Source organism: Thalassotalea crassostreae, assembly GCF_001831495.1.
Taxonomy (GTDB): Bacteria; Pseudomonadota; Gammaproteobacteria; order Enterobacterales; family Alteromonadaceae; genus Thalassotalea_A; species Thalassotalea_A crassostreae.
This window is the reverse complement of record NZ_CP017689.1, coordinates 1,375,406-1,397,193: the sequence shown is the minus strand read 5'-3', so window position 1 is coordinate 1,397,193 and position 21,788 is coordinate 1,375,406. Positions and strand designations below refer to the sequence as shown.

General features: G+C 39.2%; 20 protein-coding genes. 14 read left to right on the top strand and 6 right to left on the bottom strand.

Annotated elements, in window-relative coordinates:
- Positions 1 to 7: 7 nt before the first annotated feature.
- From cmoB to LT090_RS06025, 3 genes are all read left to right on the top strand, one after another.
- Positions 8 to 973, top strand: a complete 966-nt coding sequence (gene cmoB, locus LT090_RS06035) for a tRNA 5-methoxyuridine(34)/uridine 5-oxyacetic acid(34) synthase CmoB (RefSeq protein ID WP_068546609.1) — start codon at positions 8 to 10, stop codon at positions 971 to 973.
- 175 nt (positions 974 to 1,148) lie between these two features.
- A complete protein-coding gene (locus LT090_RS06030) occupies positions 1,149 to 1,733 on the top strand; it encodes a hypothetical protein (RefSeq protein ID WP_068546608.1) in 585 nt (194 codons plus the stop codon).
- A 186-nt stretch (positions 1,734 to 1,919) separates the two neighbouring features.
- A complete protein-coding gene (locus tag LT090_RS06025; RefSeq protein WP_068546607.1) occupies positions 1,920 to 3,263 on the top strand; it encodes an anti-phage deoxyguanosine triphosphatase in 1,344 nt (447 codons plus the stop codon).
- A 90-nt stretch (positions 3,264 to 3,353) separates the two neighbouring features.
- Here LT090_RS06025 and LT090_RS06020 read toward each other — a convergent pair whose 3' ends face one another.
- The 3 genes from LT090_RS06020 to LT090_RS06010 form a co-directional block, all read right to left on the bottom strand.
- Positions 3,354 to 4,439, bottom strand: coding sequence for a hypothetical protein (locus LT090_RS06020; RefSeq protein WP_068546606.1), 1,086 nt, complete (start codon positions 4,437 to 4,439; stop codon positions 3,354 to 3,356).
- A 115-nt stretch (positions 4,440 to 4,554) separates the two neighbouring features.
- Positions 4,555 to 4,935 carry a VOC family protein gene (locus LT090_RS06015; RefSeq protein WP_068546605.1) on the bottom strand — a complete coding sequence of 127 codons (381 nt, stop codon included), beginning with the start codon at positions 4,933 to 4,935 and terminating at the stop codon, positions 4,555 to 4,557.
- 34 nt (positions 4,936 to 4,969) lie between these two features.
- The gene (locus tag LT090_RS06010) at positions 4,970 to 6,808 is read right to left on the bottom strand and encodes a protein kinase domain-containing protein (RefSeq protein WP_068546604.1); all 1,839 of its coding nucleotides are present in this window, start codon (positions 6,806 to 6,808) and stop codon (positions 4,970 to 4,972) included.
- 186 nt (positions 6,809 to 6,994) lie between these two features.
- On the opposite strand from LT090_RS06010, the gene LT090_RS06005 reads away from it, so the two are divergent.
- The gene (locus LT090_RS06005) at positions 6,995 to 9,076 is read left to right on the top strand and encodes an MltF family protein (protein WP_068546603.1); all 2,082 of its coding nucleotides are present in this window, start codon (positions 6,995 to 6,997) and stop codon (positions 9,074 to 9,076) included.
- A 44-nt stretch (positions 9,077 to 9,120) separates the two neighbouring features.
- Here LT090_RS06005 and LT090_RS06000 read toward each other — a convergent pair whose 3' ends face one another.
- The 3 genes from LT090_RS06000 to LT090_RS05990 all read right to left on the bottom strand — a co-directional run bounded on the left by LT090_RS06000 (position 9,121) and on the right by LT090_RS05990 (position 11,669).
- Positions 9,121 to 9,798 (bottom strand): outer membrane beta-barrel protein, encoded by a 678-nt coding sequence (locus LT090_RS06000; protein ID WP_157726632.1) that lies wholly within the window; start codon positions 9,796 to 9,798, stop codon positions 9,121 to 9,123.
- Positions 9,799 to 10,017: 219 nt separating this feature from the next.
- Entirely contained in the window at positions 10,018 to 11,073 is a 1,056-nt protein-coding gene (locus LT090_RS05995) for a CNNM domain-containing protein (protein ID WP_068546601.1), read from the bottom strand.
- Between the two features lie 194 nt (positions 11,074 to 11,267).
- A complete protein-coding gene (locus tag LT090_RS05990; protein WP_068546600.1) occupies positions 11,268 to 11,669 on the bottom strand; it encodes a diacylglycerol kinase in 402 nt (133 codons plus the stop codon).
- 280 nt (positions 11,670 to 11,949) lie between these two features.
- Here LT090_RS05990 and LT090_RS05985 point away from each other — a divergent pair, with 280 nt between their 5' ends.
- From LT090_RS05985 to LT090_RS05940, 10 genes are all read left to right on the top strand, one after another.
- Complete coding sequence (locus tag LT090_RS05985; RefSeq protein WP_068546599.1) at positions 11,950 to 13,857, top strand: EAL domain-containing protein; 1,908 nt, start codon at positions 11,950 to 11,952, stop codon at positions 13,855 to 13,857.
- A 155-nt stretch (positions 13,858 to 14,012) separates the two neighbouring features.
- Positions 14,013 to 14,594 (top strand): electron transport complex subunit RsxA, encoded by a 582-nt coding sequence (gene rsxA, locus LT090_RS05980; protein WP_068546598.1) that lies wholly within the window; start codon positions 14,013 to 14,015, stop codon positions 14,592 to 14,594.
- Positions 14,594 to 15,148, top strand: a complete 555-nt coding sequence (gene rsxB / locus LT090_RS05975; RefSeq protein ID WP_068546597.1) for an electron transport complex subunit RsxB — start codon at positions 14,594 to 14,596, stop codon at positions 15,146 to 15,148. The genes rsxA and rsxB overlap by 1 nt, the downstream gene beginning before the upstream one ends.
- 8 nt (positions 15,149 to 15,156) lie before the next feature.
- Entirely contained in the window at positions 15,157 to 17,739 is a 2,583-nt protein-coding gene (gene rsxC, locus LT090_RS05970) for an electron transport complex subunit RsxC (RefSeq protein WP_068546596.1), read from the top strand.
- Between the two features lie 2 nt (positions 17,740 to 17,741).
- Positions 17,742 to 18,803, top strand: coding sequence for an electron transport complex subunit RsxD (rsxD, locus tag LT090_RS05965; protein WP_068546595.1), 1,062 nt, complete (start codon positions 17,742 to 17,744; stop codon positions 18,801 to 18,803).
- Positions 18,803 to 19,444, top strand: a complete 642-nt coding sequence (gene rsxG, locus LT090_RS05960) for an electron transport complex subunit RsxG (RefSeq protein ID WP_068546594.1) — start codon at positions 18,803 to 18,805, stop codon at positions 19,442 to 19,444. Before rsxD ends, rsxG begins: the two co-directional genes overlap by 1 nt.
- A complete protein-coding gene (locus tag LT090_RS05955; RefSeq protein ID WP_068546593.1) occupies positions 19,434 to 20,141 on the top strand; it encodes an electron transport complex subunit E in 708 nt (235 codons plus the stop codon). Before rsxG ends, LT090_RS05955 begins: the two co-directional genes overlap by 11 nt.
- 35 nt (positions 20,142 to 20,176) lie before the next feature.
- Positions 20,177 to 20,809: an endonuclease III gene (gene nth, locus LT090_RS05950; protein WP_068546592.1), complete on the top strand. Its 633-nt coding sequence runs from the start codon at positions 20,177 to 20,179 to the stop codon at positions 20,807 to 20,809.
- Positions 20,810 to 20,820: 11 nt separating this feature from the next.
- Positions 20,821 to 21,210 (top strand): lactoylglutathione lyase, encoded by a 390-nt coding sequence (gloA, locus tag LT090_RS05945; RefSeq protein WP_068546591.1) that lies wholly within the window; start codon positions 20,821 to 20,823, stop codon positions 21,208 to 21,210.
- Between the two features lie 3 nt (positions 21,211 to 21,213).
- Positions 21,214 to 21,756, top strand: a complete 543-nt coding sequence (locus tag LT090_RS05940; protein WP_068546590.1) for a YaeQ family protein — start codon at positions 21,214 to 21,216, stop codon at positions 21,754 to 21,756.
- Positions 21,757 to 21,788 lie beyond the last annotated feature (32 nt).

Here is a 21,788-nt window from a genome sequence, read left to right as displayed (position 1 = left end):
AACAAACATGAGTTTTTTTAATAAGTTTTATCAACAAATTGCCGCTAACCGATTAAGTCATTGGTTAACTTGTTTACCAAAACAACTAAGCGATTGGCAGCAAAATGAACTGCATGGCGAATATGCAAAATGGCAAAAAACCTTAGATGCACTGCCGCCACTCGAGCCAACGGATGTTGATCTTATAAATAGCGTCAGTGTTGGCGCTAATAGTGGTATTCCTGAAGGCCAACAAAAGCGCATTGAAAACCTGTTAAAGAATTTCAAACCATGGCGTAAAGGTCCATACCAAGTGCATGGCGTTGATATCGATACCGAATGGCGTAGCGATTTTAAATGGGATCGTTTGCTACCTCATATTAGCGATTTAAATAATCGTTATGTCCTTGATATTGGCTGTGGCAGCGGTTATCACTTATGGCGTATGCGTGGTGCCGGAGCTAAATTTGTTGTTGGTGTCGATCCAACCCAATTATTCATGATGCAGTTTCGCTCGATTCAACACTTCATCCAAGATGATAATGTCAACCTATTACCCTTAGGTGTTGAACATTTACCTGAGCTAAAAGCTTTTGACACGGTTTTTGCTATGGGTGTGTTGTATCATCGCAAATCTCCAATCGACTTTTTGCAACAATTAAAAGCCCAACTAGCCCCTGGTGGTGAGTTAATATTAGAAACACTGATCATAGAAGGTGATGAAAATACCGTGCTGGTGCCAGGTGAGCGTTACGCTAAAATGCGCAATGTTTGGTTCTTACCAAGTGGTGCAGCGTTAGTTCATTGGATGGAGCGTCTTGGCTTTAAAAACGTGCGTGTTGTCAATACCGACCAAACGGCTTACGAAGAGCAGCGCAAAACCGATTGGATTGATACCGAATCATTACAAGACTTTCTTGATCCAAATGATCCAAATAAAACCATCGAAGGTTACCCTGCTCCGCTTAGAGCGATTGTGATCGCTAATGTTTAACCTACGTTTAACCCACATAGACTAGTTTTACTTTTATTTTTCTGTAACTTAGGTATGTTAGTCAGAAGGGAATTTGTTTTACCTAATAAATTGTGAACGATGTGAAAGCAAGCGAAGAATAGTTACAACGAGAATGGCCTCACATCCGCCATTATAATTAATTAAAGGTGTATTTATGTTAAGAATTATTGCTCTTATTTTGCCATTATTGTTGATGTCTTATAATGCGAATGGCATAGTTCGCCAACGATACCCTATACTCCCGCCAAATTTTGATAAAATCTCTCAAGGGATTATGCACTCAGTTTGCGACAGAGCTATGCAAGGTAAAAACTCTGGTGGTTTTGATGGTTTAATGAATGACATTAGAAAGTATTACGGTGATCCAAGAGAGTTCTTTTATAAGTACGTAATGAGTTTACCCTGCCGAAGCCCGTCAGTAAGTCTCGCTGATTCAATACTGAAGAAAGACTTTATCAACACTGCATTTAGTAATATTTTTATGAAATTTGGCGGAGTTGATCCTAATTCATTTGTTGTAATTAAAAGAGAAGGATTAATTTTTGAAGGGCCTTTGCATGTTGTATACAAGCACCTTGAAAAGCATTTCAAAGACTCGCCAAATTATGGCCCTGAATACCGTGGTGTTGTTATGAGACTGACAGTTAAACGGTTTGTAAACGGAACGCCAAAAAGCTGTAAAGAGCTTCAAAAGGAAGATCCGAGAATGCCGTGCATTCTGCCTCTACCGAAGAAATAGGGTTAAATAAAACCGTTGAAGGTGGTTATCACCGAACGGCGAAGCCCCGCCTAGAAAAATTGCAGGTTATAGCTATCAATATAACCATTGCCAACGTTTAACTCATAATGAGTTAATTTTACTGTTATTTTTCTGTAACTTAGGTATGTTAGTAATTAAGGACTTTACTGATATACCTTAGCGCTTATGAATAATGATTGGTTAGAACGTCGTAAAAACAACAGCTCGGATAGACAGCAGGATCATCGCTCACCATATCAACGAGATCGAGCACGTATTCTTCACTCCGCTGCATTTCGTCGCTTACAAGCGAAAACTCAAGTCATGGGCGTTGGCCAAAGTGACTTTTACCGCACACGTTTAACCCATTCATTAGAAGCCGCACAAATAGGCTCTGGCATTACCGCTCAACTGCGCAGTAAATATGCTGACCAATGCCAACAATTATTACCAAATGATGATTCACTAATAGAAGCGATTTGTTTAGCACATGACATTGGCCACCCGCCTTTTGGTCACGGTGGTGAAGTCGCACTAAATTACATGATGCACAATTTTGGTGGTTTTGAAGGTAATGGCCAGACATTTCGTATTGTCAGCAAACTTGAGCCTTATACAGAACATTTTGGTATGAATTTAAGCCGAAGAACCTTATTAGGTTTGCTTAAATATCCGCAAATTATTGATAAATTATCTCACCATGAAGTGCCTGCAATTCCGGTTAATTTTAGACAATTAAAAGCCAGTGATTGGCATCCACCCAAAGGACTTTATGCTGACGATGTAGATATGCTTGATTGGTTGCTTAAGCCATTAAATAATGCCGATAAAGAGCAGTTTCAGCAAATCATTCATCGCCCGCAACAACATGATAAAACTCGTTATAAATCATTAGATTGCTCTATTATGGAACTCGCTGATGACATTGCCTATGGTATTCATGACTTAGAAGATGCCATTGTCACGAATATGGTCAGCAAAGACATTTTTATTGAACGAGTGGTTAAGCCATTAAATGCGATAGATGATAGTGATTTAAGTGCGATTGTGAAAACCTTAGCGGATAAACTATTTTCAAAACAACACCACTTACAAAAAGATGCGATTGGCTCATTAGTAAACTACCTGATTACCGCGATTGAGTTAGTCGATTTAAATAAACAAGAAAGTGATTTTGCAGAGCCTTTATTGCGCTTTAACGCACAACTTCCTAGTGACGTTGGCGCAGCGTTAAAAATATTCAAAGACTTTGTTTATGATCATGTGATTAAACAAACTCAAATTCAACGTATGGAATACAAAGGTCAGCAAATTGTGATGGAGCTATTTGAAGCGTTTGCTAGCGACCCACAACGTTTATTGCCGCAATCTACATGTCAGCGTTGGCTGTCGGCCTGTGAAAACAGTCAAAATCCACAACGCATTATCGCTGATTATTTGTCAGGCATGACCGATGAGTATGCCACTAAAGTGTACAACGGTTTGTTTTTGGCGACCGCGGTGCAAAACGTCGATGATGATTATTCATAAAGCAACACGGTTTAATGTGTTGCTTTTCTTAACCCAGTTTTGAGCCTAACGCAGTTTTGAGCCTAACGCAGTTTTAAGCTTAACGCAGGTTTAAAGCGATCTTATGATGTCAGTCGACTGGTTGCCATTGACTAATTCATTAAACTCATCAGCTAAACGTTCACTTTCGCTTGCCACCGTTCGAAAATAATTTTGCCGCTGAGTTTCAGTTAGTTCGGCAAAGTCTTTACGATCAGGTATTTTTTGATAAGGCAATGACTGCACAAATTCAGCACTTGGACAAAGAATTAACGTGTTGTCAAAATGTTCCTTGTTGGCAAAACGGCTTTTAATGTATTTATCAAACCAACCAGGTTTAAATTCATTGTAGAAGTGCGGATACAATACTAAACCATCATCTTGTTCCGGTAAGAATTGTTGATCAAAATGATAATCGATGATGCCACCATCACGGTACATACCATTACCAGCACCTTTAATATTTTTTACGCCATTAATCAACAAAGGTATTGAACCTGTTGCTTGCAATGCTTGGCTTATATTTGCGCTTTCAAGGGCAACGACTTTAGAGCCTATGCCATCGTGGTAATCGAAAGGGATGTAGTCAACATCGTTGCTAAAAATTACTCGTTGATAATACTTGCCTAAATGACGTCGACTAATGCGGTTTGCCGCTGCCGAAGTAATTAAACCGGGAAGTTGCAGAGCTTTGTGTTCAAAGCGAGTTAAACCAAGAGACTTTGCAACAACTACGCTAGATTTTACTTGCTTATTAGCGACAATGTCAGCGCCGTTTTGCTCGCCCAGCACATAAGCTAATAACTGTTCGGATTGGGCTGTTATTTGCTGAATATTGGCGTTGGCTGGGTAAGATAATCCACTATATCCTTCAATTAAACGATTGATTGCCTTTAATGGTTCATTTTGACCATAACAGCTGAATCGCCACGCACCGGCGGAAGATCCAAGCGTATAAAGCGGATTATTGTTTCGCTGTTGAAAGTATTCACCACAAAAATATCGATCAAGACCTGCTAATACGAACCATTTAGGTCCGCCACTGGCACCAACAATGAGTTTGAACAGCTCATTACTTAACCCCTTTTCTTTAATCATTGCCAGTGCTGATTGGCCAGCATGGAGTGTTAACGCTGGTTGCTTGTTAATAATATTCATTAAATTAAATGTACTCAGAGGTCATTGTTTAAAGATCATTGTTTAGAGATCATTGTTTGGTTCGTGGTTCTTTTAATTAAGCTTATGCTGTTTTTTTTATCGCTATTTCTTAAAGTTACTTCTTACAGTAAAGCGCACAAATAGCACCAGCTGGATCTTTAATCATCACATAGGTATCGCTACCGCCCATCGATTTTACTGGTGTGATCAACTGCCCACCTTTTGCAACCACAGCAGCAATAGAAGCATCTAAATCAGCGACTAAAAAATATGGCATCCATACCGGTGGTATATCAGCGTTTACCGATTTAGCATGACAAACGCCAGCTTGCGCATGTCCATCACCAGGTCGAGTCATGGTATAGTCATTGTAATCGCCCATGCTGCAAGCTTCGCTTTTCCAACCAATAACTTCACTGTAGAAATCTTTCAATGAATCTGCGTCATCAACGGTTAAATCGAGCCATGCCATATCGCCAATTTTGTTGTCGTTCATACTTGCTCCTTTGTTAGTGTCTATCAGTAGTGGTTTAAAGTTCTACAGGATCGATAAGTTTCGGGTTTTTAGGGTAAAAGTTATCTTTCAATTTATCTATGTGCTCAAAGTGCCTTGTATCTTTATACGGAAGTTTCATAAAACCAGATATTCCGGTGCCATTGATTAATGGGATCAAGTCAATAATTTCTTTTAAGCACTGTTTAAAATCATCTTCTTTGTCATGATCGAGCAACATAAAGTAACTGTGAATTTTCAAATGCCCTTCCAATACCTCAAAAATAATACAACCAGTATGATGAATTAAGTTTAACCGTTTCAATACCGTTATCATCTTGTCAGGCAAACGCAGGTACTCATCGGGATCTTTGCCATCTTCAAAGTATGAATGCAATTGACTATTATGCTCAACTTCAGCAAGTTTACTAATTTCATAGGGAATAAATTGTCCCGCGTTTGGCGTAAACGGTTGGTTAGAATTGTCGCGTTCAAAATGAATGGTATCACGGGCATTAAACAGACAAGACTTAAAAATACCAATACGAAATATGCCTTGCGCCAGTGCTACCATATTATTGACTGCTGACTTAAATGAGTACTCTAACGACTTATCAAATAACGATAGATTAGAATCGACAAATACCCCTTCTTTTTCCCAGCGGATCACTAACCCGCCCACTACTGGGAATTTAGCTAAACGACTAACTGCAGCAACAAATGCTTTTTCAGTATCCCCCATTCCAGCTAAGAAATTTTTGTAATACTTTTCAAGTTGTACATCATCAACATCAATAAGACTTTCTTTATTAGCTTGCGCTCGAAGAAATGACTTACGCGAGCCATAAACGACTGTGTCTATTTCACTATCATGTTGTCTCAACCAAACCGGGATAATTGACTCAATTGGTTTCTTTGTTGGCTTATCCGCTAAGACAATATTTTTTAACATTGATAGATTATTAAATAAATAATCTCCGGCTTTACGTCTGAGATTTTCATCATCACTGAGCATGGCATCGAGCGTTTTAGCTAACATCTTCGGTAAGCCTAGACTTGATGCCGAAATCACTTTACTGCCATATCGACAAGACTGACCTGAGGCTAATGCATATAAGGTTGCTGCCATACCTTGTTCATCATATCGAGGTGACGACAATGCGCCGTTTAATTGTTCTTCACCGATAAAATAAATGTCTCCCATGCGAGCATTCGAGTGCTGTAAATCGCCACTCATCAAGTCCATCACGTTACTTGCAGTACTGTTACCATCTTTATCCATTTGCGCCCATACGGCTGAGCCCCAATCAATTAATTGAATATCTTGAGTGTTAGGATCAATCACAATATTTGATGGTTTAATGTCACCATGTACTATCGGTTTTTGCCGTAAGTTGTTCTTGGGATTTCGAATAAACTGCAAAAGCTCAACCAATTGAATGGTCAAGTCCACTATTTGCTCAGCAGGTAAAGGGCCAACTTTATGGGAAAGCTCATCTAAATCAAGCCCTGGTGCTCGACTCATGTGTAGTATATTTTGACGTTTTATCTTTAAGTATTCATAAAGATGAGGAATTTTAGGATGGCGAAGTACACTCTGCATTTCAGCTTCTTCACCTAACCTGTCTTGTACATGCTGTGGCAATGTTAAGCGCGAAAATTTAAATACCTGTTGTGTGCCAAAATCATCTTCAGCACAGAACACAAATCCATAGGCACCTTTACCTAATAGTTCGACCTGATGGTAACCTAATTGTTTCAGCTGCGTTTTACAAAGCTCAATCCATTGTTTTAATTTAGCCGCATCTTTATGGGACAACAGATAAATCGATTGGTCATTAGCAATATAAAAATGCTGCAATTTTTTTTGCGTCAATTTTGTTCTCTAACTTTTATTCGCAATATACGATCATTATTGCAAGCATAGCCTCATTTGTGAACACACGGATTTAAAAAGGCAACAACAAATTGCATTAAAAAGTATTAAAATGCGAAATAAACAGCTTTAAAATTAGCTTCTATATGCTAATGTTTAAATATCGAAACTAAAGAGATTTCCGCCGTGTTTTCAACTTTCAAGTTCATCCCCCAATTATCGGCATTAATACTTATATGTTTAAGTCTAAGTATTAAACCAGCTATCGCTGAGAACCGCGATTTTGCTCAAATTCAAAAAAGCAAAACATTACGCGTACTAACTTGGTCAGGAAATGAAACTTACTTGCCTCGTGCTGGCTCCCCTCCAAACTTTGAACGACAATATATTGAGGACTTTGCCAATAAACACCAACTCAACACTGAATTTATCGAAGTACAAAACTTTGACGAATTAATCCCAAATTTATTAGCAGGTAAAGGCGACATCATTGCCTCGAACATGACGATTAACCCGATACGTGCTCGCGAAGTTAACTTCAGCCAACCAATTTTTGAAAGCACAGAGTTCATCATTAAAGGTAAGAAAGCGAAAGCATTAGTTAATGCCAAAGATTTGGCAAAACGTGAAATTGCCGTTCAACAAGGTACTAGCTATGCGTTAACCGCCATTGGTTTAGCGAAAGTCTATCCCGATCTAAAAATCACCGAGATTCCACCTAATCTTAGCCACGAAGAAATATTAGATAAAGTGGCTAGCGGCGAGTATGACTTAACTATTATTGATAGCAATATTTTGCAGTCAACATTAAAGTATCGCAACGATATCGTTAAATCATTACAGGCCAATGTACCGAAGAATATAGGTTGGGCAGTTAACAAGCTGAACCGTAATTTAATGGTCAACATAAATAACTTCTTAGTGAATGAAAAACTAACCATTAATAAGAAAGCGCCTGTCAAGAATGAATGGGATATTATTAGTGAACGCCGCACAATACGTTTTGTGATGCGTAATAACATTTCTTCGTATTATATGTGGAAAGGTGAACTCATGGGCTTTCATTATGAGCTTGCTCGAGATTTTGCTAAAGCGCATAGACTTCGTTATGAAATACTTGTAGCGCCGGATAATCAGGCGATGTTTGAGTATATCAAGCAAGGTAAAGCAGACATAGCATTAGGATTTTTCACGCCGAATCAATATCGCATTGAAGATGGTTTAGCTTTTTCTAGGCCTTACCATTACGCCACGGAGCAATTAGTAACTGACGTTAACGATCCGGTAATAAATGGAGTCGAAGATCTTAAATTTAGAAATATAGCCGTACGTAAATCGAGTTCTTACTGGCAAACAATCAGTGATTTGCAAACATTAGTACCTGAAATTGTGGTTACTGCTGTCCCTGAAACATACGATACAGAGCGTATTATAGACGGCGTTGCTACAGGCGAATTTGACATGACTATCGCTGATAATCACCTAATTGATTTGGAGTTAAGTCTGCGTGACGATGTAGTCGCTAGTATTAATATGGGTAAGGAAAAGGCACAATCTTGGGCGATAAAATCTGGCCAAAATGTCTTGCTATCGAAAGTTGATAATTACATCAAACGCACTTATCGTGGTTTGTTTTATAACGTCATCCACAACAAATATTTTGAAAATGATAAAACCATGGATCGCCACCACGATGCCGTGCAAGACTTGCAATCAGGTGGGCAAATATCCCCTTACGATGATGTGGTAGAGAAATATGCCAAACAATATGGGTTTGATCCTAAATTACTGATTGCGCAAATGCATCAAGAGAGTCGCTTTAATCCTAAAGCGGTGTCATATGCAGGTGCTCAAGGGTTATTTCAAGTGATGCCAAGAACGGCGAAACAATTACGAATTTCGAATATGATGAACCCCGAAAATGGCATTCACGCTGGAATTAAATATTTGCATTGGGTGCAAGATAGAATGAAAGCGCAAAACGTTAGAGATGATCAGCTCATCTGGTTTGCTCTTGCTTCCTATAATGCTGGCCATGGGCATGTTAATGATGCGATTCGATTAGCGAAACAAAAAGGCTGGCGCGGTGATGTGTGGTTTGATAATGTTGAACGGGCAATGCTGCTTTTATCACAACGACAGTATTCATCTAAAGCTCGCTATGGATACGTTCGCGGCAATGAGCCAGTAACCTACGTTCGCAATATACGCCACAAATTTCAGATAATTCAAAGTTTAACTGCAAGCGAAGTTGCTACTTTAAATTAATTGCTTTTTGAAGGTTAATAGTCGAAATTTTAAGAATAATTCTGTTAAAAATTATAGTGTACACTCAAATAGGCAGCGGATAGGGTTTCATCAACGTCTTTGCGATTAGTCAGGTGATTATCGTCCTCCGCGCTTAAGCTTGCTTCAACGTATTCAACACCTAAACGTAATACCCAATTTTCATATATGTCTAGCTCTAAACCTCCGCCAACCAACAACCCTGCCCCGGTCCAAATATCTGATCCTTTATGGTTTTCTATACCGTGACTTTTATGCCGCTCAGTAAAAATCATTAAGCCTAATCCTGTTTTAAAAAATGCCGAAAAGCGCTCTGTAACATCAAAATGTAAAACCGGAGTGATAGTAATTACCGTTAGATAGGATTCTTTAATTGGATAGCTAGACTCTCGTTCATTTAGATCAGAAATGACGTAGATAGACGACTCTATTGCCCATATGTGATCAAAATTAAACCCCGCGTATAGACCATAACCATTGTTATCGCTTTTAGTCACTATTTCTGGCTCTTGTTGAAATATATTATTTTCAAACTGCTCTTCAGTTTCGCCATCGATAAACATCAGGCCAACATAGAAGTTTGATGTGTTTTCAACAATTGCCTTTGGCTCATCCTGTTCATTTTCCTCGGCAAGCGCCGAAGCGTCTGCAGTAACGAAAACAGAAAGGAGCAAAAAACATTTGAGCCAAGTCATTAATTTCATAACCATTTTTACACGTAGTTTTGTATATAGGTTGCTTTTAGACTAATTATAGACTGTTAAAAACGCACGCACATAAATACGAAACTTTTTTGAATTCGCGAGTAGTTGTAAACTAATTTGGAAAGTGTTTTTTAAAGGTTAGAACAAAGGCTAAATGATAAAAATAAAGCGCATCACTAGAAAATGATGCGCTAATAGGGTTTTATTGACAGTGAATGTTTAGCTGTCGTCGTTTGATAATTTGTTTGAATTTTCTCTTAGACGTTTACGATAGTTAGCTTTCGCAAGTTTTTGCATATCCGCAACTTTATCACTTTCGTCAACGATCTCGCGGCCTAATATTGTTTCAATGGCATCTTCAAGGGTAACAATACCTGCAGTTTGACCAAACTGGTCCTCCACTAAAAACATATGCTCTTGACGTTTTATAAAAACATCTAATAAGTTCAATACTGGGAAGTTTTCAGAAATTCGATATAAGTTGCTCGCGATATCTTTTAAAGCGGCTTCACCGTTACCTTGCCTTTCTTGCTCGTACAATTCGCTTTTAATGATGACACCGGTGATATTATCGATACTGCCTTCATAAATAGGGATACGGGTAAAATTGGCAGTACGTTCACTGTTTAATGCTGTTTTGACGATAGTTTCTTGATCAAGTGCATGAACCACAGAGCGCGGGGTAAGAATATCTTCCGTTTTCGCATCTCGTAATTTTAAGATATTACCCACAAGTTGGTTTTCCGAGCTCACCAAAGCCCCGTCTTTATAACTTAAAGATGCGACGGCCAATACTTCTTCTCGACTAGTTTCATTGCCAGATTTTGACGAAAAAAGCTTGGTTAAACGGGTTGAAAGCCAAACCAGTGGAAACACAATTTTTACTAAGAAATTGATGATATACGCCGACGGTATCGCTAGTTGACGCCAGAAATTTGCACCGATAGTTTTTGGAATGATCTCTGATAAATACAAAATTGCTAACGTTAATAGAAAAGCAATTAACGTTTCCCATTTCTCGCCAAAGACTCGAATCGCTTGGGCACCAACACCTGCCGCGCCCATAGTATGAGCAAAGGTGTTTAAAATCAGGATACTAGATATCGATTGATCTAGGTTATTTTTCACTTTGGCAAGCACTTCACTGCCACGTGATTTCTTATTCTGAACTTGAGCAATGAAGCTTGGAGAAATAGAAAGTAAAACCGCCTCAAGTACCGAGCAGATAAAAGAAATGCCGATAGCGATTGATAAATAAACAATTAACAGTGTCATTGAAATCCAATTAAAAAGTAGTTACTAGTTAAGTTTAACGAAAACTTACTATAAATGTTATTACAAAATGTACTGCTCTAAAACCCAGTTTAGTGAGCCATGTGCATCAAACAATGTGTACAAACAATGTGTACAAACAATGTGTACAAACAATGTGTACAAACAATGTGTACAAACAATGTGTCCAAAATAAGTTAAAAATTCAGTAAGTTAAAATAGCTTAGTACTGCACAAATCCAAACCAAAGTCATAAACGATAAAGCAACAAATACAATGGCCGAGCCAATATCTTTAGTTCGGCCAATCAATACATCATGCTCCAAACAAACTTTATCGGCGAGCGCCTCTAACGCTGAGTTTACTAATTCGGCAAACACCACAAAAAGCAAAGCAAATATGAGCACTAACCAATGCAGTACTGAACTTGCCAAAATAAAACTAAACGGTAAACAAATTAACGCCATTATCGTTTCTTGACGAAACGCTGCTTCATTAATCCAAGCAGCTTTAAATCCTTTCATAGAACAATGAGTTGCTTTAATGATGCGCCCTAATCCATGACCATTTACTTTATTCGTTTTCGCCTCTTCGCTCACAATAATGCCCTTTAATTTTATTTGTGATTAAAACTCAGTTTAATATAGCAGTTTAAAGTTTCTAATTCAGTTGTCTAACACTGTTTTTTATCTGTAGCGATCTCTTTACTCAAAGTTGTTGATAATTGACCAATAATTATTGCTTTATAGGGTCATATTGCATAAGGTATACGGTATATAAAATTAACTCTTTTCGGTCTAAGATTAGTTAGATAATTACCAAAGCGAAAAGAAAGAATAAAAAGAAAAATCTCATTTAGGGAAGGATAGATCGCTAACCATGTCGACTTTTGCGCGCATACTTATTAAAAACATTATTTTTGCCATTCTATTCAGTGCCTGTTACTTAAGTTTCAGCATTTACAGTTTAACGCAATTTATTACTGAACATCAGCAAGATCACCAAGTGACTTTAAAGAAAATTACTGAGCATTATCAAGGTGATGACATTAAAGGTTTTGCTAAACAACTTCGCCTTGCCTTTGAGTATGATTATTTACAAATATCAAACTTAGATGGTGACGTGATCTATCACTTTGAAGAAAAACCGTCGATGATGAATATCGTCGAGACCAGCAATGGTGATATCGCTCCTGCCCGTATTAAAAATAATAACCTATCCGTTTATATTGATTTCAAACTTAACTACGACGAAGTATTCAAAGTTTACTATCCATTAACTGGTTTTGTGTTTTTATCGCTTTTATTAGTGGTCTTTGTTGGCAGTTTGGTGACCGGCAGTATCGCTTCAAAGGCAAATCGTGTTGCCTCGAAGAAGGTTTCAGAGTTAATTGCCAGTGAAATTAAGAAAACCATTGAAAGCAGTGGTAAAGATGAAAGTCAGTTAAAGCTTCCAGCTGAATTCCAAGATGTCAATACCGTATTGTCACAGCTCAAGGGCTTCGTAACGACCAAGTTTATGAAGACGCAACAATTAGAGCAAACTGCCTATAGAGATCAATTAACCGGCTTGGAAAATCGCAGTGGCTTTGTCGACTTCTTCCAGCGCTTTAGTGAAGCCAGTGAAAACACCTTTGGTGTGTTAATGGTTACTCGCTGTTCTGAATTACTGACCATCAACCAAGTTCATGGTTATCAAGAAGGTGACCGTTATCTAAATCAAGTAGCTAACATTTTAAGCGCGCACATTATTAATATTGATGGTGCAAAAGTATACCGCTTAAATGGATCTGACTTTGCAACCTTCTTGCCAAACATTACTTTAATGGCATCTGAGAGCATCGCCGAAGAATTACGAGCCCTATTCAATGATTATCAACAACATACGGATTTCGATTCAATTGCATTTACTGGTATTGTTAAACTCGATTTTAACTTAGCCTTAGGTGAGTTATTAGCGCTTGCAGACACTGCGGTAAGTTTAGCGCAAACTAAAAATCGTAATGCATGGCATATTCAATCAGCATCTGATTTATTGGAAGCGAGCAAGACTAAACTTGGTCATCAGAATTGGACCAAAGAAATTAGTTACGTTATTGAGAATCAAAGCGTTGATTTACTCAATCAAGTAATTGTCCCAAGTGGTCGAAATAATAAAATTTATCACGAAGTGTTATCACGCTTTACAGGCTCAGAAGGTCAAGTATTACCAACGGCAGCGTTTATCGCTATGGCTGAAAAACTCGATAAAATCGTCTTGGTTGACCGTTTAGTAATTGAGAAGACATTATCGGAAATTAAGAGTAAAAACCTGACCAGTAATGGCTTTGGCATAAACTTGTCGATACGTTCAATCCATGATCAACATTTTGTTATCTGGTTAGAGCGTCGCATGTTAAGAGACCACGATATCGCCACTCGTTTGGTATTTGAAATTGCAGAATACGGCTTAGATCAAAACATTAAAGCAAGTAGTCACTTTATTGATACCATCCATCGCGTTGGTGCTCGCGTATGTATTGAACACTTTGGTATTGGTATTACCTCATTTAAGTTCTTTAAAGAACTTTCTCCAGATTATATTAAGATGGATGGTAGCTACACCCATAAAATCCAGGAAGATAAAAACAACCAATACTTTTTGCGCCTAATGATCGATTTAGCACACCGTTTAGGCATTCGAGTATTAGCTGAGAGTGTGGAAACACAAGAAGAGAAATTTACTTTCGATGAAATTTTTGTTGATGGTTGTCAGGGTTATTATTTAGGTAAACCTGAAAAAATATAGTCCGTTAAATATCGACTGAATAACGCATTTTGTGCAATAAATGTTTAGATTTCTATTCAGCGATTATTTAATTGAACACCAATAATAACAACAAGTTGTTAATTGCCTGATAAACTAGGATAATGACAGCAATATTCTATGATTAAATTTAATTAATGACTGATTATCTTTTACTTTTAGTAAGCACTGTTTTAGTAAATAACTTCGTGCTTGTTAAGTTCCTCGGTTTATGTCCATTTATGGGGGTTTCATCGCGCACTGAAACCGCCATCGGTATGTCTTTAGCAACAACGTTTGTTTTAACGTTAGCGTCGTTGCTGAGCTACTTATTCAGTACCTATATTTTACAACCGTTAAATTTAGAATATTTGACAACAATGGGCTTTATCTTAGTCATTGCCGTTGTCGTTCAGTTTACTGAAATGGTAGTTCATAAAACCAGTGCCAATCTTTATCGTTTACTCGGTATTTTCTTACCGCTTATTACCACGAACTGTGCCGTGTTAGGTGTTGCCTTACTCAATCTTTATGAACAACATAACTTTTTCGAATCTATTGTATACGGCTTCGGCGCTGCGGTAGGTTTTTCCATTGTTCTGGTTATGTTTTCAGCGATGCGTGAACGTTTAGTCAATGCCGATGTGCCAAAACCATTTGAAGGTGCAGCAATTGCGATGATAACGGCTGGTCTTATGTCATTAGCCTTTATGGGCTTTACCGGATTGGTGAAGCTTTAATGGATATGTTAATTGCAATCGTTGTATTTGCCTTAATTGCAGGCGCTTTTGGCGCGCTATTAGGGTTTGCTTCAGTCAAATATAAAGTTGAAGGCGACCCTTTAGTCGAACAACTTGACGCGTTATTACCGCAAACCCAATGTGGTCAATGTGGTTATCCTGGCTGTAAGCCTTATGCAGAAGCTGTAGCAAACGGCGACGCAATAAATAAATGTGCACCAGGCGGTGACGATACCATTAAAAAAATCGCAGACTTAATGGGTGTAGAAGTTCAACCTCTCGATGAAACCCACGAGGCCGATAACACCCCTAAAGTCGCCTTTATTATCGAGGAAGACTGCATTGGTTGTACTAAGTGTATTCAAGCCTGTCCTGTTGATGCCATTACTGGCGCAGCAAAAGTAATGCACACTGTGATAGTCGATGAATGTACCGGCTGTGATTTATGTGTAGAGCCTTGTCCTGTAGATTGTATTGAAATGCGCCCTATTGCTGAAACACCAGAGACATGGCAATGGGATCTGCAAGCCATTGACGTAAGAATGATAGATTAGGAGCAAACATGGGATCTATTATTGAACGTATTGAGGCAAATCGCTTTTTCGACTTTAAGGGTGGAATTCACCCACCTGAACAAAAGTTTCTCACCAATAACAAGCCAATTCGCAGCATAGCATTAGCCAAGCAATTAATTCTGCCGCTAAAACAACATATTGGTAAAGCAGGTGATGTTATTGTAAAAGTGGGTGACAAAGTATTAAAAGGGCAAAAACTAACAGAATGCTCTAACCCAATGACTGTACCTGTTCATGCACCGACCTCAGGCACCATCACAGCAATTAAACCTGGTACTTTAGCGCACCCATCAGCGATGCAAGACTTGTGTTTATTTATCACTCCAGATGGCAATGAAACTTGGGTTAAACGAAATATTGTGAGCGATTTAAAAACGCTTACTAAAGAAAATGTCATTGATAAAATCGCCAACGCTGGTATTGCGGGTATGGGCGGCGCAGGTTTTCCAACCAACATCAAATTGAACATCAAATCTGGTATTAACTTTTTGATCATTAATGCTGCTGAATGTGAACCATACATCACCGCTGATGATTTATTAATGCAAGAACAAGCCAGTGCGATTATCAATGGTATTGAAGTTTTAAATTACTTGCTTGAACCGAAAAAAGTATTGATCGGAATAGAAGACAATAAGCAAAAATCGATTGCCGCATTACAAAAAGCCAGTGCTCACCTTGATCATATTCAAGTGTGTGTTTTACCAACTAAGTACCCAACAGGCGGCGAAAAGCAGCTTATTAAAGCGCTTACAGACATCGAAATAAAGAGCGGTTCACTGCCAATAAACCATGGCATGGTAATGCAAAATGTCGGTACCGTATTCGCCATTTCAGAAGCAATTTTTAATGATACGCCTCTAATTAAAAGAGTGGTAACCGTAACAGGACAAGCATTAGCAAAACCGCAAAACATTTGGGCACCGCTGGGCACCCCTATTGCTCATTTACTCGAACAGTGTGGTTATGACGAAGTTAAAGACCCTCGTATCATTATGGGTGGTCCATTGATGGGCTTTACTCTGCCAAACTTAAACGTGCCGGTAGTAAAAACCACAAACTGTATATTAGCACCCACGGTTCAAGAAATAGCGCCAGCACAAAAAGAAGTGGAATGTGTGCGTTGCGGTCAATGCGCCGAAGTGTGTCCAAGCATCTTGTTACCGCAAGAGTTACAGTGGTATGCAAAAGCAAAAGATTACAACAAACTTGAAGAGCTTAATTTATTTGATTGTATCGACTGCGGTGCATGTGCTTACGTCTGTCCAAGCCAAATACCATTAGTACAATATTATCGTGTAGCAAAAGCTCAGATCCGTAGTAATAAGGTACAACAGGTCAAAGCGGACAAAGCTAAACTACGTTTCGAAGCGCGTAACCTGCGCTTAGAAAAAGAAAAAATCGCCCGCGAAGAAAAGCATAAGAAAGCAATGGCGGCTCGCAAAGCTGCGATGAGTAGCTCAGAAGCTAAATCAAGTAATGATGCAGTGGCTGCGGCATTAGCGCGTGTTAAAGCGAAAAAGGCCGGTACCGCAGTATCAACGCCAACACCAGGCGATAGTCCAAAAGCTAGAGCAGCAGCAGCTATTGAACGTGCTAAAGCGAAAAAAGCTGGAAAAGCGATTGAAGCAGAGCAAAATACTGAAGCGGTTTCTCCTGTCGCAGCAGCGGTTGCACGAGCAAAAGCAAAGAAAGCGGCTAAACTCGCTGAACAACAAACTGATGCACTAACGCCAAGTACTGAAGTACCTGCGAAGAACGACAAAATCGCAAGCCAAGAACCAGATAAAGATAAAGACAGCCAAGATAAAGACAATCAGGTTAAACAAGACGCCGCAGCAAAACGTAAAGCCGCTGCGATAGCAAAGGCTAAAGAGAAAGCCTTAGCGAGAAAAGCAGCTCAAACATCTGAGCCAAGCTCTGAATCAAATGTTGAAGCAAAAACTGAAACCGATGGAAAATCTGAGGTTAAAGTTAAAACTGCACCAGCTAAAAAAGCAGCGGTTAAAAAAGCACCTGTGAAGAAGACAACTACTGCTAAAGATAAAGTCGACAAAGCTGAAGCTAAAAGTACAGCGGTGACAAAGACTGCAACTAAAGCTCCTGCTAAAAGTGCGTCAGCTAAAAGTGCACCGGCTAAAAGTGCACCGGCTAAAAAGGCTCCGGTGAAAAAGCCTGCAACGGCGAAAGCTGAAGATAAAAAACCAGCTGTCAAAAAGGCCCCGGTAAAAAAAGCACCTGCTAAAAAAGCACCTGCTAAAAAAGCACCTGCTAAAAAAGCACCTGCTAAGAAAACAGCAGCGAAAAAAGCTGATGCTCCGCAAGATGACCTGTTTAGCGATACTACTGTATCGACAGATACTACCGATGATGTAAAAAAACAAAAAATTGCCGAAGCTATCGCGAAAGCAAAAGCCAAAAAACAAGCAGCTAACAAGGTCGACACGGAAGATGCTCAATCAACAACGGATGATGCAGCAGCAATTAAAAAACAGCGTATAAGTGAAGCGATTGCAAAAGCGAAAGCAAAGAAAAAAAACGCTCTCGATAAACAAGATAAAGAGTCATAAACATGGCATATTGGATAGCAAGTTCACCACATAATCATATTCAAGCAGAAACTCCTAAGTTAATGCGCTTAGTGATCATGGCTGCAATTCCTGGTATTGCCGCTCAATGCTACTTCTTTGGCTGGGGCAGTCTAATTCAAGTCTTGTTTGCCATTGCTTTTGCGGTATTAGCCGAAATTACCTTTTTGTCCATTCGTGATAAAAATATCAAATCTCAAATAACCGATTATTCAGCGGTACTTACTGGCTTGTTAATTGGTGTTAGCGTGCCATCTCTCGCGCCTTGGTGGATAACCGCTATAGGAAGTATCTTCGCTATAGTTGTGGTTAAGCAGCTTTATGGCGGCCTTGGTTTCAACTTATTTAATCCAGCAATGGCAGCCTATGTTCTACTGTTAGTCTCATTTCCACTTGAAATGACTTCTTGGCAACCAGCAAAAGATTTATTGGTTTATGACATCAGTTTCTTTAACCATTTATGGTTAATTTTAACGGGCTATACCTGGGAAGGTTTCTCCGTTGAACAAATTCGTATGAATATTGACGGCGTCACCATGGCAACACCACTTGATACCCTTAAAACAAGTATATCAATGGGACTAACCGTAAATGAAAGTAATGTCAGCTCGGTTTTTGGCGAGCATTTCAGCTTAGGTTGGGAATGGGTTAACGGCGCATTCTTATTAGGCGGCCTAATTTTAATCGCCAAAAAAGCCATTGATTGGGTAATTCCAGTGAGCTTTTTAGTGTTTTTGTTAGTATTTTCATTTATCGCCTATAGCGTCAGTCCTGATAGCAGTGCATCAACCATGTTCCATTACCTATCAGGCGGCACTATGTTAGGTGCGTTCTTTATTTTGACCGATCCAGTATCTGCATCAACGACACACAAAGGTCGAATTATTTATGCTGGTCTTGCTGCCCTACTCGTTTACTTGATTCGAAAATTTGGTGGTTACCCTGATGCTATCGCGTTTGCAGTCTTGCTATGTAACATGGCCGTACCGCTAATTGATCAATATACTCGACCACAAACCTTCGGTCATAAAAAAGGGATTAACTGATGAAAACAGTCATCTCTCACAATGCCAAAATACTGGCGATTTTTGCCGTGGTTTGTACCGCAGTGGTATCACTCGTTAGCATGTTGACCAAAGACGAAATAGCCAAACAAGAACAACAGCAACTGTTATCTACTTTGCACCAAGTAATCGCGCCTGAACGCTTTGATAATGACCTTTACCACACCTGTCAGTATGTTCAAGACACACAACTGTTAGGCTCTAAAGATACTCAAACCTCATATTTAGCGATTAACGGCGAAGATGCGGTAGCAGTTGCGATCACAGCTGTCGCACCAGATGGATACAATGGCAACATTCACCTATTAGTGGCCATTAATGTTGATGGCTCTGTCAGCGGCGTGCGAATATTAAAGCATTTAGAAACTCCTGGATTAGGTGACAAAGTTGAAATCAGAAAAAGTGACTGGGTGCTAAGCTTTAACGAACGTGAATATGAAGGCGTTAAAGATAAACGTTGGACCGTTAAAAAAGACGGCGGTATTTTTGATCAATTTACGGGCGCTACGATTACGCCACGAGCTGTGGTTAAAGCAGTCAAGAACGCGTTAATTTATTTTGACCAAAACAAGTCCAAGTTATTAGACGAACAACACGCTTGCCGAGGCAATAATGAGCAATAAAAACGAATACAAAGAGTTAGTATGGCAAGGGTTGTGGAAAAATAATCCTGGCTTAGTGCAACTACTCGGCCTATGTCCGTTACTTGCAGTTACAACAACCGTAACCAATGCTCTAGGATTAGGTCTTGCGACTTTACTTGTGCTTATTGGCTCTAACGCCACTGTCTCGCTAATTCGAGATTGGGTACCAAAAGAAGTACGAATCCCTATTTTCGTATTGATCATTGCTGCGTTCGTTACTGTGGTGCAATTGTTAATGAATGCCTACACCTACGGTTTATATCAAGCCCTAGGGATATTTTTACCATTAATCGTGACTAACTGTGCCATTATTGGCCGTGCTGAAGCATATGCTTCAAAGAACCCTTTAAAACAAGCCAGTTTTGATGGCTTAATGATGGGGTTAGGTTTTGCATTTGTTCTTATTGTCTTAGGCGCAATTCGTGAATTGCTTGGACAAGGCACATTATTTGATGGCGCGGAACTATTACTTGGTGATTGGGCAACAGTGCTGCGTATTGAAGTATTTAAATTTGACAGTAACTTCTTATTAGCAATACTTCCTCCCGGCGCATTTATTGCCATGGGCTTTTTAATCGCGGCTAAAAACGCCATCGATGAACGCATCGCTAAACGTGCACCTAAGCCAGAAACTACGACCAGTATTGAGCGCGTTAGAGTAAACTTTGACGGTTAATAAAATGCTCATTAGCAAAATAAAATAAATTAAAAATGAATAAACAAAAACGCTATGAAATGTTATCTCGTTTGCGCGATGATAACCCTAATCCGACTACAGAATTAGACTTTAACTCACCGTTTGAGTTACTTATTGCGGTGTTGTTAAGCGCCCAAGCGACCGATGTTAGTGTGAATAAAGCGACGGCAAAGTTATACCCTGTCGCCAACACGCCACAAGCTATCCTTGATTTAGGCTTAGACAAATTAAAGAGCTATATTAAGACTATTGGTTTATTCAATACAAAAGCGGTAAACACACTTAAAACCTGTCAGATGTTGGTTGATTTGCATAATGGTGAAGTGCCAGAAGACAGAGCCGCTTTAGAAGCTTTACCTGGTGTTGGCAGAAAGACCGCTAATGTTGTGCTCAATACAGCCTTTGGTTGGCCAACAATCGCAGTAGATACTCATATCTATCGAGTATCGAATCGAACCAAGCTGGCAATGGGTAAAACTGTAGATAATGTTGAGCAAAAACTGCTAAAAGTTGTACCAGCTGAATTCAAGGTTGACGTACATCACTGGTTGATTTTACACGGCCGCTACACTTGTGTTGCTAGAAAACCAAAGTGTGGCGCCTGTATTATTGAAGACTTATGCGAATATAAAGAAAAGAACGATTAAGGAAAACACAAATGCGAATTTTACATACCATGCTGCGCGTTGGCGATTTAGAAAAATCGATTAGCTTTTACCAAGATGTTTTAGGCATGCGTTTATTACGCAAAAGTGAGAATGAACAGTTTCAGTATACGTTAGCGTTTTTAGGTTATGACGACATGGCTCATTCAACGGTGTTAGAACTTACCTATAACTGGGGTGTAGAAAGCTATGACCACGGTGATGCATTTGGTCATATTGCCATTGAGGTTGATGATGTATACAAAGCCTGTGAGCAAATTAAATCCCTTGGCGGCATTGTCTCACGCGAGCCTGGCCCTGTAAAAGGTGGCACAACAGAAATTGCTTTTGTAAAAGATCCTGATGGCTATGCTATTGAGCTTATTCAAGCAAAAGAAGATTAATTCATGGCACTTAAAGCGACCATATTCAAAGCGAATATCAGCATCTGCGATATGGATCGCAACTACTATGACACATTAAACTTAACCATTGCTCGTCATCCGTCCGAAACCGACCAACGAATGATGGTACGCATTTTGGCATTTATCATTCATGCCCATGAGCAATTACAATTTACTAAAGGACTGAGCTCAGACGAAGAGCCTGAAATTTGGCAAATAGATTACAGTGAGCAAATTCAATTATGGATTGAACTCGGCCAAATTGATGAAAAACGCATCAAAAAGGGTTGTAATCGCAGTGAGAAAGTTGCCATTTATACCTATGGTTCTTCGGTTGAGAACTGGTGGAATAAAATAAAAAGCAAAGCTTCTAGCTATAAAAACCTCGACGTTTATCAAGTGAGTGAAAACACTACAGATCAATTATGCGATTTAGTCAGTCGTACTATGGAGCTACAGTGCACCATAGACACTGGACAAATATGGCTTTCAAATCAAAGCGATAGCGTTCATATCGAAATGAATACATTACAGCAATTCGACTAAATTAGTCATTGCTATCAGCAAACTTTGCCCTA

Excerpts from the sequence above, each read along its gene's own strand:
- LT090_RS06025 (WP_068546607.1), top strand. The coding sequence starts at position 1,920 with ATGAATAATGATTGGTTAGAACGTCGTAAAAACAACAGCTCGGATAGA.
- rsxB (WP_068546597.1), top strand. The coding sequence starts at position 14,594 with ATGGATATGTTAATTGCAATCGTTGTATTTGCCTTAATTGCAGGCGCT.
- LT090_RS06020 (WP_068546606.1), bottom strand. The coding sequence starts at position 4,439 with ATGAATATTATTAACAAGCAACCAGCGTTAACACTCCATGCTGGCCAA.
- LT090_RS05955 (WP_068546593.1), top strand. The coding sequence starts at position 19,434 with ATGAGCAATAAAAACGAATACAAAGAGTTAGTATGGCAAGGGTTGTGG.
- rsxC (WP_068546596.1), top strand. The coding sequence starts at position 15,157 with ATGGGATCTATTATTGAACGTATTGAGGCAAATCGCTTTTTCGACTTT.
- LT090_RS05940 (WP_068546590.1), top strand. The coding sequence starts at position 21,214 with ATGGCACTTAAAGCGACCATATTCAAAGCGAATATCAGCATCTGCGAT.
- LT090_RS05985 (WP_068546599.1), top strand. The coding sequence starts at position 11,950 with ATGTCGACTTTTGCGCGCATACTTATTAAAAACATTATTTTTGCCATT.
- LT090_RS05995 (WP_068546601.1), bottom strand. The coding sequence starts at position 11,073 with ATGACACTGTTAATTGTTTATTTATCAATCGCTATCGGCATTTCTTTT.
- cmoB (WP_068546609.1), top strand. The coding sequence starts at position 8 with ATGAGTTTTTTTAATAAGTTTTATCAACAAATTGCCGCTAACCGATTA.
- LT090_RS06030 (WP_068546608.1), top strand. The coding sequence starts at position 1,149 with ATGTTAAGAATTATTGCTCTTATTTTGCCATTATTGTTGATGTCTTAT.
- rsxG (WP_068546594.1), top strand. The coding sequence starts at position 18,803 with ATGAAAACAGTCATCTCTCACAATGCCAAAATACTGGCGATTTTTGCC.
- LT090_RS06000 (WP_157726632.1), bottom strand. The coding sequence starts at position 9,798 with ATGAAATTAATGACTTGGCTCAAATGTTTTTTGCTCCTTTCTGTTTTC.
- LT090_RS06015 (WP_068546605.1), bottom strand. The coding sequence starts at position 4,935 with ATGAACGACAACAAAATTGGCGATATGGCATGGCTCGATTTAACCGTT.
- rsxD (WP_068546595.1), top strand. The coding sequence starts at position 17,742 with ATGGCATATTGGATAGCAAGTTCACCACATAATCATATTCAAGCAGAA.
- rsxA (WP_068546598.1), top strand. The coding sequence starts at position 14,013 with ATGACTGATTATCTTTTACTTTTAGTAAGCACTGTTTTAGTAAATAAC.
- gloA (WP_068546591.1), top strand. The coding sequence starts at position 20,821 with ATGCGAATTTTACATACCATGCTGCGCGTTGGCGATTTAGAAAAATCG.
- nth (WP_068546592.1), top strand. The coding sequence starts at position 20,177 with ATGAATAAACAAAAACGCTATGAAATGTTATCTCGTTTGCGCGATGAT.